We start from the raw sequence: 12,854 nt of genomic DNA, 5'->3' as shown, positions 1-12,854 counted from the left end.
TTTTGCTTAAATGCCGTATGGGTATATGAAGTGGTGGCCGCGTTTCCACGGTGTGATGCTCAATCCGAAACAGGTGAGAAGTTACATCAGTTACAGCTGATTTGTGCAGCTAGTATCACTAAAGTTGGTTTCGTATGTTGCTAACGTATAATTGGTGATGTTTTTGAGTAGTTCACCCGCATTTTAATCATTGGTTTCGAGCGATTTCCTTTGCTGACGTGTTTGAGGGGCTGATATGTCTATTTACTTTGAAACTTCGCCACTGTTCCGGCCTTTATCAGGGAGGCGTCATCAGCCGTCGAAGATGTATCTGGTTCAATCTCCTGAGCCCGGTATTCAGGGCGGGACGCTCCAGTCATCGTCCGGGAAGATGGTGCATTTAAGGCATTATCACACCTTTGGCCGCTCACAGGATTGCCATACCATTTTATCCCGCAGTGATATTTCCCGTATCCATGCGATTTTTTTCTGGAAAGACGGGCAGTGGTTTATCCAGGACAAAAGTACCAATGGTATCTGGGTGAATGAACGGAAACTTGCCAAAGATCAGCCCATTGCCGTTCGCGAGTCAGATACGATAGTTTTTTCTTCAAGAGCCGGAGAGTCATTTACGGTCATCGGTGATCATGAGCCTTGTGATGTCATGCTCAGTGTGGACTCAGAATTGTCACCTATCTATTTGGAAAAGCCGGTGACGGTGGTTTCTGAGACGGTCGTGCTGTCTTTCGAAGGCTGCGGGTGGCATCTGGTGGTCTCAGAGACAGGCCATTACAGGCAGAAGCCTCTAAAGGATGGTGATCATATCGATATAGACGGCAAGCAATATTACTTGCAGACCAACCGAATCGAGTATGAAACGCAAAAGAACCGGCCGGTGGTCAGCTCGGTTGAGGATTTAACATTTCAACTGACCGTTTCAGATGATGAAGAAGATATTCAGCTTCAGATCACCGATTGTGAACAGTCCTCTGTTGTGAAAGGTGCCCGCTTACAGAATCAACTCTATTTGTTGCTTTGTCTGGCGCGCAAAGTACTTGCTGATAACGTACAGGGATATGCCGCCTGCCATTGTGGCTGGATTGAGTTGAATGAGTTGTCAGAAATGTTGGGAATTGAGCCGGAGAATACCCGAATACGTCTGCATCGACTTCGGACGCGTTTGCGTGATGCCGTCAGTTTCAGCGGAATTGATGCATGTGAGATTTTGCAGTTGAAAGATGGCGAGGTTCGGTTAAACACCAAAAATGTCATTGTGATGAAAGGGGGTAAAGTTGAAGGTGATGTTGATTCACCACAGATGGTACCCCCCTCGTTGCTTGCACTTTAGTCGGAACAACTAACGCAGCTGTACAATATCAATTGCATTGTCGAAAGGGTCGAGCACAGTCACGTAAGAGGAGGCGGGGCAGTGCTGAACGTCCGGGGTCAGGAAGTGTACGTCAAGCTTTTTGAGGCGCTCGACTTCTTCTTGGAGGTTGGCCGTCTCCATATTGAGGACAAACCGAGGGTCATCGTTGGCTGGCTGAGGTGCAACCTCTGAGACTTTGTACAAAATAATTCGCACACTATTCTTTCTGATGTGCAGTAACTCTGGCAAAAAAGACTTGTTTTCAACCTCAAAGCCTAAGCTGTTACAGTAGAACGAGGCGGCAAGGTCGATATCTGAGACATTAAGCTGAAGTCCGAACACTTCCATCGTTTGAATTCCTTATTCTCGTTGGTTTTTTTAGTTAAGTTTCATATTGACCGTTTGAGTATATCGAACGTGATAAGATGCAGTGTGCATATTGTGAGGCAGAGCTTCAAGATTGTTAAGTCTGTCACTTCCCGGCTAAGTCAACCGGGAAGTGACGAAATTGTGCGACATCATCAGTCGCTCATAATAATAGAGGGTTAGTAGCTCGTTGCCGGGTGGGGTTGTTGCTGTCTTTGTCTGATATCCAGCCAGACCAACGGTGCTACGACGGCAAACAGAACGATATTGGACAGCGGAATGCTGAGCCAGATCCCGTCAATCCCATACCACTGTGGCAGCAGATAAAGGAAAGGCAGTTGAATTAGCATGTTGCCGACTGAAATCGCCAATGCTTTGCCGCCTTGGTTTACCGCCAGGAAGTAAATTGTGGCCAGCGCGATTAACCCATCAAGATACAAAGCAAATAGATGTAACTTCATGCCATAGGCTGCGGTTGCCATCAGGGCCGGGTTGTTCTGGATAAACAAACCCAGGAGGGTTTCCGGAAACAGGTTGAAAGCGGCGACAAACCCCAGGCCGGAGAGCAGCGTCACTTTGATCGCCAGCATCAGGGTGGCTTTGAGCGGTGCCACCTGACGCGCCCCGAAGTAATAACTGATTGGCGGTTGCATCCCGCCGGCAATGCCTTCCGCCAGCAGATAGTAGATCGTCATCAGATACCCGATGATGGCAAACGCGCCGACATGGGTTGCGGTGCCGTATTCCATGAACAGCCGGTTATGCAGTGCAACCACAAAGCTGAAGTAGGCGTACATAAACAAGGTAGAGGCACCTAAACCAATAGCTTTTAGCGCCAGCGCGCTGCGAAAAATCAGGCGCCGCCAAGTCAGCTGTAACCCGCTACAGGATGAAAAAAAGTAGCTCAGCGCAATGAAGCAGACCACACTTTGCGACAGCACAGTGGCGATCGCCGCACCTTCCAGCCCCCGGTCCATGACGCCGATCAGCAGGTAATCCAGCAGGATATTGAGTCCGGCCCCGAGACACATGATCCCGGTCGACAGGTGCGGGCTGTCATCGTTGCGCACCAGCATCGGCAAGGCACTGCCGGCCAGGGTAAACACGGCCCCCCAGACAAAGATGTCGATATAGTCGGTGCCCAGGATCAGGGCGGCGCCGGTTGCGCCCTGGGCAAGCATCATTGCCGGGCCGAATGCTGCGATCAGTGCCATCATCAAGCCGCCGAGCAGGACTATCAGTCCCAGGCCGGTCGACAGGGTATCGCGGGCCTTTTGGGGGTTACCTTCACCGCGGTAAATGGAAATCAGGCTGCCCGCCCCGAGGCCGACCAACAACCCAAGGCCGATCAGGATGCCGATGATCGGCCAGGCCATGTTAATCCCCGCCAGACCGTCGGCCCCGACATAGTGGCCGACAAAAATACCGTCGACTACCTGATACAGGCCATTGACCAGCATGGCAGCAACGGAGGGAATCGTATAGCGCCAGAACGTCCGGCGGACTGTTTGTGAGCTGTTGTTCATCTCGTGCATTATCTTGAACTGTGAAGCAGGAATGTGGGGTATTATGTTCGTAATTCAGATTGATCAAAGTTAGTATCTATCCGCTTATCGGATAGATCGGGTGGGCCATTCCGTCGAATCAGCGAGATGTTGAGATATAGAGATGGTCCGCTGAATTATTTTCAGGACCGGTCTTGAGCAGGAGAGAGCATGAACTGGACATTTGATCAACTAGAGGCCTTTGTAAGCGCTGCCGACTGCGGCTCTTTTTCTGCGGCGGCGCGGCAGATGGGGAAAGCCCAGTCACGGATCAGCACCGCGATCACCAATCTGGAAATTGACCTCGGTTTTGAGCTGTTTGATCGCAGCGCCCGACTGCCGGTGTTGACGCCACAGGGACGGGAAATGCTGATTGAAGCAAAGGCAGTGCTGGCCCAGCGTCAACGGATGCAGTCCCGAGCGATGACGGTCACAACCGGTGAGGAAATGTCACTGACGGTGGCGATGGATGAGGCAGTGCCGATCACCTCGTTTGAGAATTTCTTCCAGCGGGTGGCCGAGCAGTTCCCGCTGTTGAAACTGACCATTATCAATGGCTCGCAGGACGATATTGCCCGCTGGGTCAGCGATGAGCGGGCCGATATCGGGATCCTGTTTCGCTTAAAGCCGCCGCCGGAAAGCCTGGAGTTCATGCCGATAGGCCACTTTAACCAGGCGCTGGTGGTGGCTGCGAATCATCCGTTGGCAGCGGAGCCCGTGCCGACATTGAGTGAGCTGCACGCATATCGTCAACTGGTGATCCGGGACCGGATGGGCGAAACGCCGGCCCGGCCGATTTCGCCCAACCATTGGCATATCGACAGTTACTATTACATTACCGCCCTGGTGATCCGTGGGATCGGCTGGGCGCTGATCCCTGAGCATGTCGCCCGGGAGGAGTGGTACGCTGATGCATTGGTCGAGCTGTCGACCGAGCATATTCCCGACTCGGTGCTGGTCGAAATGGGGGTTGTCAAACGGCGGGACAAGGGAAACGGCACCATCATGGCCTGGATGTACGAGGAACTGCGAGGGATGTTCCGCCATTCAGTCAACGCCCGTTAACTTGACGTTTTCTTTGCAAAAATGGCGAGGTGATACGGTATGATACGAGATACCAACCGCAAAGGAGTCACCCGTGTCAGCCAAGCCAACCCGTGAAAGTTCTGCTCAGACCTTGCCGCTCATTTTAGCCGGTCCGATTCTGAGAAAATGTACTGCCTCAGAGCTGACCGTCTGGCTGGCAACCACTGCGCCGCTGCAAGGGCGGTTCTTGCTGTTTCATCCCGGGGACGAGCAGCCGTTCTATGAGGCTGATATCAGCAATGATTCACAAATCCGGATTGGCCGTTCTGCCTGGATCGTTCAGGCCACTTTCAGCGGGGATTTTCCACTGGAGACGCCGCTGGAATATCAGCTGCAAACCCAGGATGGTGACTTGAGCGAGCTGGTGCCCTCTCTTTTGTACCCGACAGAGCAGCGCCTGTCCCTGGTGATTAAAAGCCGGGCAGACTACGTCATGCACGGCTCTTGCCGCAATCCCCATCACCCGAGTCGGGATAGTTTGGTGGCGGCCGATGAGAAGATCTCGGCTCAGCCGGTTGCCGAACGTCCGGCGCTGCTGATGATGAGTGGCGATCAGATCTATGCCGATCACGTTGCCGGGCCGACACTGGATGTGATTCAGCAGGTGATTGACTTGCTGGGACTACCGGATGAGACCTTCCCCGATGGACCTGTGCCCGATACCGCAGCGTTGTATGCGCATCCATATAACTTTTACGGTCGCGATAAGCTTTTGCCGCAGTATGTCGACAGCGGTTACGGGTTGTCGGATGATCACCCGTTGATGAAATGGCTGCCGCACCGAAGTCGGCCGGTGTTCAGTGCGCGGGAAAATGAAAACCACCTGATGGGACTGAGCGAATTTTTTGCGATGTACTTGCTGGTCTGGTCGCCGACCCTGTGGCAACTGACCAACCGGGAGCGATTGCAGCAATGTGGCTTTCGTTGGGGCGGCGAGGTGCTGGCCGACAAATGGCAGCAACACTGGCAGGAAGAGAAAACGCATATTGACGGCTTTGTTGCCGGTTTACCCCAGGTCCGGCGCCTGATGGCGCATATACCGACTTATATGATTTTCGATGATCATGATGTGACGGATGACTGGAACCTGACGGTCGGCTGGGAAAAAGCCGCCTACGGCCATCCGCTGGCGCGGCGGATCATCGGTAATGGTCTGCTCAGCTACTGGCTTTGTCAGGGCTGGGGCAACGATCCGGCTTCGTTTGATGATGATTTCATGGCGTTGGCGACGACCTTTTTTGCCGAGCCAACCGCGGCGCACCAGGAGCGCTTCATTGATGCGCTATACCGGTTTGAGCAATGGCATTACACTATCGAAACCACGCCGAAAGTGCTGGTGCTGGATACCCGAACCCGGCGCTGGCGCTCGGAATCCAAAATGAACAAACCGTCGGGATTGATGGACTGGGAAGCGCTGACCGAATTGCAGCAATCCCTGTTGCGCGAGCCGGCGGTCATTATCGTTTCGGCAGCTCCGATTTTCGGAGTCAAGTTTATTGAAACCCTGCAGCGGGTGGTGAGCTGGCTTGGACAGCCGTTGATGGTTGATGCGGAAAACTGGATGGCCCATCCCGGCTCGGCCAATACGCTGCTGAGTATTTTTACCCATACACAGACGCCGACTAATTTTGTGATCTTGTCCGGCGATGTGCATTACTCTTTTGCCTATGACATCAAACTTCGCTTTCGACGCTGCAGTCCGAATATTTTCCAGATCACGTCCAGTGGCCTGAAAAATGAGTTTCCCCGCGCGCTGCTGCGTTTTTGCGATCTGATGGACCGGGCGCTGTACAGCCCGCACTCACCGCTGAACTGGCTGACCAAGCGTAAGCGGATGAAAATCAAGAAACGGGATCCGGATACGCCGGGGAAGCGTCGGCTCGTCAACCACAGCGCAATCGGAGAGCTCAGGCTGGATGAAGAAGGCAAACCATGTGAGATAGCGATACTACAGTCGAGTGGCAAGCGGGTACGCTTTCCACCTATCGCAGAGAGTTGATCCCCTTCACAGCTCTTCACTCAAACGGCTGAACGACCGGGGTGTTTGCAACGTTTTTAGGCGAAATGATGCTTCGCTTTCTTCAAAACCGAAAAGTCTCATGGTGAGTGCCCCTCGCTTTAGCCGTTATCTGTCATTCATTTGAGTGATGGCGTGTCGGAAATATTCAATCTTTGTTTTGAACGGGAAGTTATCTTGTTATTCCACATTCAATGAGGAGATAAGAGATGACTTTACGTGCAAACTACTTCGGTCTGGCCTCCAAAGCCATGCAGATTCTGATGAGTCAGGAAGGGTACTTGCGAGAGCAATTTAGCGAATCGGAAATTGTCACTATCCGTGTCTGGGAATTAGTGAAACTGAGAGTGTCGCAAATTAATCAGTGTGCCTTTTGTATCGATATGCATAGCAGAGATGCGCTTGAACAAGGGGAGTCCCAGGAACGTCTGATTGGCTTAAGTGCATGGCGTGATATGCCTTTTTATTCAGAGGTAGAGGCTGCAGCACTGGATTGGGCGGAACACTTGACTTCAGGTAAGCCCGTAGAAGATGATCGATATGAGAAAGTCGTCCAGCGACTTGGTGAACAGGCTATTGTCGATTTGACCATTGCGATTAATGCCATCAACAGCTGGAACCGAATCGCCAAAACATTTAAGCCTGAGGTAGGCAGCTATAAGCCACAGTAAATTGTCTAATCAAGCATTTAACTTTCAGCTGTCTCAACCATCGGGACAGCTGTCTGCGTTTGTGCAAGGGATCTGGTCAGCATCTGTCTCCGGTCTTCAATCCGATCCGGTCGTGAAGCCCTTATATTCTGATGCGGGGAGCGGTATTTTGTTTAACCTTGCCGGCGGTGTAAAAATTGGCCATGAAACTCTGCCTGAAGGTGTCATCATGCTTCCGGTCAAGAAGGTGTCAGAAAACATTGTTCTGTCTCCTGGGGCTAAAATCGCCGGTATTCGCTTTCATCCGGCCATTGGTTATGGCGTATTAGGGCAACATTTCGACAAACCAACACGTTTATCTCCGGCAAAAGATGGACAATATCATTTCTATCAAATCTACGCTGAACTCCGGATGCAAAAAGAAAGCAATGGTCAGATTGAAGCTTTATACCAGTGGGCAGACAATCACCTGAGTTTTACCAACATGATTCCGGTCTCTCTGGAGCGAGCGCTGAAAGGCATTGAAATAGGCGACACGCCAGGGCAACTGAATGAGAATATTCAACTCAGCCAACGGCAGATCGAGCGTCTGTTTCAATTCTGGCTGGGAATGACGCCAAAACATTATCAGCGTATTTTAAGGGTTAAAAAAGCAATCAACTTTTTACGGCGGCACAAAAACGCAAATTTGGCCGATGTTGCTCAGCAGTTTGGGTTTAGTGATCAGGCGCATATGACAAGGGAGTTCCGCGTAATTGCATGCATTACCCCTGGGAAAATATGAAGATTCATTGGCTTTTACCCTGTGGCGCCATCAGTGAGCGGCTTTACGGTTGGACTCTTCCAGCGACTGCAGTGATCAACGACAATTAGCTATGCTGAGGGCTGGGCAATGGCGACTATCACACCAACGCCACGTTCGGAACGTTAAAGAATGAGCGCGGCATTGCGACGCAAGCACCAAACTGCCTACAAACATTGTACGACGCAATCACCTTCGGCCATGGCTGAAACATTCGTCCCTGGCCTCATCTGAACAATAGAGCAGTTTAAGTCCGAATGTTGATGTTTCAGTTCCTAAAATCGTTAACGATTACGGTTTTTTGCTCTGTATACTACATGCCATACCATAAAAAATGAGAACAGCTGACTGACATTGGGCGCCGTTTGTGTTTGTTTCTGAATGCATTCAATTTGGTTTTTGGTACCAATGTTGTTGGTTGTAATGCCCTTTGGTTTCACGATTTTTAATATACTCAGTATGGCACTGAGTAATTACAAGCAAGAAGTAGGTAGCGCAGGTTCTCGATTCGGTTTGATGTACGATTTACCGAACGGAAGTGGCCTAGGTTTAGTTGCTATAGGCAGATCTGGGAATAGTCGTTGTGGTTTTCGGTGTTGCTACAACTTTAACACAACGCTGACATTGTTTATTTGTTAAATATGGTTGTATATCTGTCCAAATAGTACATTAAATTAGATAGACATATCGACAGTCTATAGTCACGCGAATAGATTTTTAAAAATAGGATTCGTATGATTATGTTTTTTGGTGCCCATTAGTACTCTGTAATGTTAGGTGAAAGGTATGATTAAAATTAGAACCAATAAGCTCGTTGTATTAGTTGCTACAAGTATATTGGGTAGTGCTATGGCTCCTGTGTTTGCGGAAACAAACACAGAATTCGTGCAAAGTGTCGTTGACGAGAAAACCAAGTATCTGATGGATAAATATGATATACCAGGTATGTCGGTAGCGATTACTGTAGATGGTAAACAGTACTTTTATAATTATGGTATGGCGGATAAAGAACGCAATCAGCCTGTATCAGAAAATACGATTTTTGAATTAGGATCAATTAGTAAAACTTTTACTGCAACTTTGGCAGGTTATGCTCAAGGTCAGGGGAATTTAAGTCTGGATGATAAAGTAGAGAAGCATATTCCTGCCTTGCAAGACAGTCGTGTTGGTGAGATGAAGCTTATTCATTTAGCAACCTATACAGCAGGGGGATTGCCTCTTCAATTCCCGGATGAGGTCACGAATCAGGTCGAAATGTTACAATATTATAACGCATGGACACCTAAATTTTCTCCAGGAAAGTACAGGCAATATTCAAACCCGAGTATCGGATTTTATGGTCACATTGCTGCACTGAGTATGAACTCAGACTATTCAGAGCTGATGGAAAATACGATTTTACCTAAGTTAAACATGGCAAGTACCTTCATCAATGTTCCAGATGATAAGTTGGAAGATTATGCCTTTGGTTATAACTCAAATGGTGATGCCGTGAGAGTCAACCCTGGTATTTTAGATGCGGAAGCTTATGGGGTGAAATCCACCAGTTCTGACATGATTAACTATGTTGAATCTAATCTTGGGGTGGTATCACTCGACAAAGACATCGCAAATGCTTTAAACAGTACACATATAGGATACTACAAAACCAGTACTTTTACGCAAGCCTTGGGTTGGGAAGCTTATGCATATCCTGTAACTTTAGATACCCTTCTGGAAGGAAACTCTACAGATACCATCTTAAACCCAAAGCCAGTTGAATCTCAGAATTACGCTGAATCTCTACCGAAGAGCGTGTGGGTTAATAAAACGGGGTCAACCGGAGGATTTGGAGCCTATGTTGCTTATATTCCAGAAGAAAAAGCAGGAATCGTTATCCTAGCGAATAAAAACTATCCTAACTCAGAAAGAGTAACCGCTGCATTTGATATTTTAGAATCAATTTTGTGATTTATAGCTAAGTATTGTTCAGAATTAAATTGAACAGACTTGTCATTTATCATGTTTGAGTTAACTATCATCTTCTATTCAATGGCTATTTGAGAGTTTCCAGGAAAAATGATACAACATGGCGAAGTATAGTAATGCCTTAATAGAGGTAGTCTTCATGTTGGTTTGTTTGATGCTTGATTGTGGCTCTGTTATCTAATATCTGTTAGATAGAAGGTGATTTATTTTCATGCTGCCGAAAATTATCAGTTAATGATCACATATAGTCGTCACTTACACAGTAAATGAATATTTCAAGTGACAACCATGATTTACACATTTCATTGCACTATTTACAATTTTTTTATGTTATAAAAGTGCTTAACTAAGTATCCTTTCAACAAAAAGAGGTTATTTTCATTTATGGATGAACCCTTTAGGCGACCTGACAATCTTTGGTCTTCTTACAACAAGAGGACAATCTTATGCTAGAGATTTTCTTACAAGCCGAAATATTAGCAATCTTTGCAACTTTACTTGTACTTGAAATTGTCCTCGGCGTAGATAATGTCGTGTTCATCTCCGTACTTTGTGAGCGCTTACCACTTCATCAGCGGAAAACCGCTCGAAATCTAGGTATTGGTTTAGCCGTAGTGACACGCATTGCTCTAGTTTTCTCTATATCTTGGGTGATGTCTTTAACACAACCACTACTAAGTATATCTGGTTTTACATTTACAGGGCGAGATACCATTATGGTTCTTGGTGGCGCATTCCTCTTAGCGAAAAGTGCAAAGGAACTCTGGTCGTGGTTATGGAGTACAGAATCAGCACATTCGACTTGTGCTCGTACAGGATTAGCTGTAGTGCTACTACAAATCGTCGCAGTTGATGCAGTATTTTCTATGGATTCTGTTATTACAGCGGTCGGTTTAACGTCAGAAGTTCCAGTAATGGTAGCTGCGATTTTGACGTCTGCAATCATTATGGTTATGACAGCAGAGAAAATTAGCAACTTGGTAACGCGTTATCCAGGGTTTAAAACCTTGGCACTATTATTCTTAGTGCTTCTTGGTGGACTGTTAATGGCTGAAGGTTTGGCCATTCATGTCAATAAAGGCTATGTGTACTTTGCGATGGCATTTGTTTTCATACTAGAGCTATGTCATATCCAAGTTAAGAAAAAAGATAAGCGAACTTTTACGATTCAAAGGGTTAGCAACCTTCGATTTAAATCTAAGGGCATTTTAAAAATCGAATAACCACTATTAATATCCGGTTCAGTATGACATATCAAACACCTGAATCGATAGATATATTGAGTATAAACCGGAACTAAATAATTATATGTTCCGGTTTTATTTTTTTCGAGCGGATTCATGAGTTGCTGCCGTACCTTCAATGGTAAAGTGTTTTGTTGAACATTCTATAAATAAAGATTAATCCACTATTAATATATGAATGCTAACAATCTGACATCTGGACTAAATCAACTTTGCACTTATTGACGAATTAAATCAGATATAAACATATGAACATAATTGTTTTCCTGTTAGTATCATTATTAAATTCAATAACATGAGGTTGTTCATGAAAGAAAAACATTGGTCAAGAACACAATTACTTCACGAAGTCGTTACAAACCCGAATATCACGGTAAAAGGAACCCACAGCTATTATAGCGACTGTTGGGGGGATGGATTTGAAGCGTCTGTTGTTCGTTACCTGCATGGTGATGAAATTAGTCGCCAGTGGGATCCGAAATGGCCGATAGATAAACTCTATATTGGTGACTATGTTTGCATTGCGGCTGAAGTGATAATTCTGATGGGTGGAAATCATACTCACCGATCCGACTGGTTTTGCTTATACCCATTTATGGACTTTATTGAAGAGGCCTATGTGGGGAAAGGTGATACTTGTATTCACGACGGTGCCTGGCTTGGGATGAGATCAATGATTATGCCTGGTGTTACCATTGGTGAAGGAGCAGTTATTGCCGCTAATAGTGTTGTCACCAAAGATGTTGAGCCATACAGCATTGTTGCCGGTACTCCAGCGAAGTTTGTTAAGTATCGCTTTGAACCATCAGTTATTGATGAGCTAGTATCTATGAATATATATAATTGGCCTTCAGAAAAGTTTGAAGCACTGAAGAGGCATTTATGTTCATCTGATATCTTAAAACTAAAACTGGCAGCTGAAGCTTACGATACTAAGGTAATAAGCAGAGAATAATTCGAAATGACAGATAAATTATGAATCAATACGGGTTATTGAGTACAGCATAATAAAGAGAGGTTTCAGGAGCAAATTAGATTAGAAGCTCGATCTTCTGCTACGAAAACTGAAACCATCTCTTTGAATGAAATATGTTGATCACTCTTTAGGCAAATACTGCGTTACATCGGACCAAGGGATAAGACGATTTAGTTGAATAGTTTCAAAGACCTCTTTGGCATTACTCACGCTACTCATTTGAGCAAGTAAGACTAATGCGCTTTGGTAAGACGGGACGCCACCATTGCTGGAAATTCTGTTGCGATCTACAACCACGTTGCGATCCTCAATTACATTGATTTTAGGAAATTCGCGTTGTAATTGCTTTTCACCACCTGCCCATGTTGTCGCTCTATAACCATCAAGTAAACCTGCATGAGCGTACAAGAATGCTCCAGAACAATTGCTTGCCAGCCACGAGGCGGTTTGTGCTTGCGATTGCAAAAAATTCGTAAGATCATTGTTTTCAAAAAGCACATCCATAGCATACGAACTAGTCACGATTAGTGCATCCAATTGAGGGTTGTCATAAATCGTTTTGTCAACCGTTAAGCGAATTCCTTCCTCAGTAGTGATAACTGGTACATCTCGATCAACCCCGACTAATAATACTTCATAATCCGTAAACCACGACTTTCGTGTAGCAACGCCAAATACCTCTGCTGGTGCTGTTACATCACTACTTAATACATTGTCGTAAACCAATATTCCAATCTTTTTATCTGCGGCAAATGAAGTTGCTGAATACAGTGAAACAACAACCAATAATATAATTTTACCTATATGAGTTCTATCTAGCATTTGATTGTCCTGTGACGGAGCTTAGCTCCTT

At 46.6% G+C, this 12,854-nt stretch carries 11 protein-coding genes and 1 pseudogene; 9 read left to right on the top strand and 3 right to left on the bottom strand.

Annotated features, from left to right (window positions below):
- Window positions 1–235: 235 nt before the first annotated feature.
- The gene (locus NNL38_RS19045) at window positions 236–1,327 is read left to right on the top strand and encodes an FHA domain-containing protein (RefSeq protein ID WP_255392019.1); all 1,092 of its coding nucleotides are present in this window, start codon (window positions 236–238) and stop codon (window positions 1,325–1,327) included.
- A 9-nt stretch (window positions 1,328–1,336) separates the two neighbouring features.
- Here the strand turns inward: NNL38_RS19045 and NNL38_RS19040 are convergent, their stop codons facing one another.
- Both NNL38_RS19040 and NNL38_RS19035 read right to left on the bottom strand, forming a co-directional pair.
- A complete protein-coding gene (locus NNL38_RS19040) occupies window positions 1,337–1,696 on the bottom strand; it encodes a VOC family protein (RefSeq protein ID WP_255392018.1) in 360 nt (119 codons plus the stop codon).
- A gap of 197 nt (window positions 1,697–1,893) precedes the next feature.
- The gene (locus NNL38_RS19035) at window positions 1,894–3,249 is read right to left on the bottom strand and encodes an MATE family efflux transporter (protein ID WP_439651415.1); all 1,356 of its coding nucleotides are present in this window, start codon (window positions 3,247–3,249) and stop codon (window positions 1,894–1,896) included.
- A 180-nt stretch (window positions 3,250–3,429) separates the two neighbouring features.
- On the opposite strand from NNL38_RS19035, the gene NNL38_RS19030 reads away from it, so the two are divergent.
- From NNL38_RS19030 to NNL38_RS19000, 8 genes and pseudogenes are all read left to right on the top strand, one after another.
- Complete coding sequence (locus tag NNL38_RS19030) at window positions 3,430–4,323, top strand: LysR family transcriptional regulator (RefSeq protein WP_255392016.1); 894 nt, start codon at window positions 3,430–3,432, stop codon at window positions 4,321–4,323.
- 73 nt (window positions 4,324–4,396) lie between these two features.
- On the top strand, window positions 4,397–6,343 hold the full coding sequence (locus NNL38_RS19025) for an alkaline phosphatase D family protein (protein WP_255392015.1): 1,947 nt from the start codon (window positions 4,397–4,399) through the stop codon (window positions 6,341–6,343).
- 227 nt (window positions 6,344–6,570) lie between these two features.
- Window positions 6,571–7,032 carry a carboxymuconolactone decarboxylase family protein gene (locus NNL38_RS19020; RefSeq protein WP_255392014.1) on the top strand — a complete coding sequence of 154 codons (462 nt, stop codon included), beginning with the start codon at window positions 6,571–6,573 and terminating at the stop codon, window positions 7,030–7,032.
- A gap of 1 nt (window position 7,033) precedes the next feature.
- On the top strand, window positions 7,034–7,795 hold the full coding sequence (locus NNL38_RS19015; protein WP_255392012.1) for a helix-turn-helix domain-containing protein: 762 nt from the start codon (window positions 7,034–7,036) through the stop codon (window positions 7,793–7,795).
- 405 nt (window positions 7,796–8,200) lie between these two features.
- Window positions 8,201–8,374, top strand: a pseudogene (locus NNL38_RS24800) (MFS transporter); the annotation flags it as partial.
- 225 nt (window positions 8,375–8,599) lie between these two features.
- The gene (gene ampC, locus NNL38_RS19010; protein ID WP_255392011.1) at window positions 8,600–9,763 is read left to right on the top strand and encodes a class C beta-lactamase; all 1,164 of its coding nucleotides are present in this window, start codon (window positions 8,600–8,602) and stop codon (window positions 9,761–9,763) included.
- A 464-nt stretch (window positions 9,764–10,227) separates the two neighbouring features.
- A complete protein-coding gene (locus NNL38_RS19005; protein WP_255392010.1) occupies window positions 10,228–11,004 on the top strand; it encodes a TerC family protein in 777 nt (258 codons plus the stop codon).
- A gap of 328 nt (window positions 11,005–11,332) precedes the next feature.
- A complete protein-coding gene (locus NNL38_RS19000; protein ID WP_255392009.1) occupies window positions 11,333–11,980 on the top strand; it encodes a CatB-related O-acetyltransferase in 648 nt (215 codons plus the stop codon).
- Window positions 11,981–12,121: 141 nt separating this feature from the next.
- Here the strand turns inward: NNL38_RS19000 and NNL38_RS18995 are convergent, their stop codons facing one another.
- Entirely contained in the window at window positions 12,122–12,823 is a 702-nt protein-coding gene (locus NNL38_RS18995) for a DJ-1/PfpI family protein (RefSeq protein WP_255392008.1), read from the bottom strand.
- Window positions 12,824–12,854 lie beyond the last annotated feature (31 nt).

It is taken from the genome of Photobacterium atrarenae, from assembly GCF_024380015.1.
Classification (GTDB): domain Bacteria; phylum Pseudomonadota; class Gammaproteobacteria; order Enterobacterales; family Vibrionaceae; genus Photobacterium; species Photobacterium atrarenae.
The sequence above is the reverse complement of the archived record's forward strand: the minus strand, read 5'-3'. Positions and strand labels throughout refer to the sequence as shown.

What these genes read in the sequence shown, in the direction of transcription:
- NNL38_RS19045 (WP_255392019.1), top strand. Translation starts at nt 236, where the DNA reads ATGTCTATTTACTTTGAAACTTCGCCACTGTTCCGGCCTTTATCAGGG.
- NNL38_RS19040 (WP_255392018.1), bottom strand. Translation starts at nt 1,696, where the DNA reads ATGGAAGTGTTCGGACTTCAGCTTAATGTCTCAGATATCGACCTTGCC.
- NNL38_RS19035 (WP_439651415.1), bottom strand. Translation starts at nt 3,249, where the DNA reads ATGCACGAGATGAACAACAGCTCACAAACAGTCCGCCGGACGTTCTGG.
- NNL38_RS19030 (WP_255392016.1), top strand. Translation starts at nt 3,430, where the DNA reads ATGAACTGGACATTTGATCAACTAGAGGCCTTTGTAAGCGCTGCCGAC.
- NNL38_RS19020 (WP_255392014.1), top strand. Translation starts at nt 6,571, where the DNA reads ATGACTTTACGTGCAAACTACTTCGGTCTGGCCTCCAAAGCCATGCAG.
- ampC (WP_255392011.1), top strand. Translation starts at nt 8,600, where the DNA reads ATGATTAAAATTAGAACCAATAAGCTCGTTGTATTAGTTGCTACAAGT.
- NNL38_RS19005 (WP_255392010.1), top strand. Translation starts at nt 10,228, where the DNA reads ATGCTAGAGATTTTCTTACAAGCCGAAATATTAGCAATCTTTGCAACT.
- NNL38_RS19000 (WP_255392009.1), top strand. Translation starts at nt 11,333, where the DNA reads ATGAAAGAAAAACATTGGTCAAGAACACAATTACTTCACGAAGTCGTT.
- NNL38_RS18995 (WP_255392008.1), bottom strand. Translation starts at nt 12,823, where the DNA reads ATGCTAGATAGAACTCATATAGGTAAAATTATATTATTGGTTGTTGTT.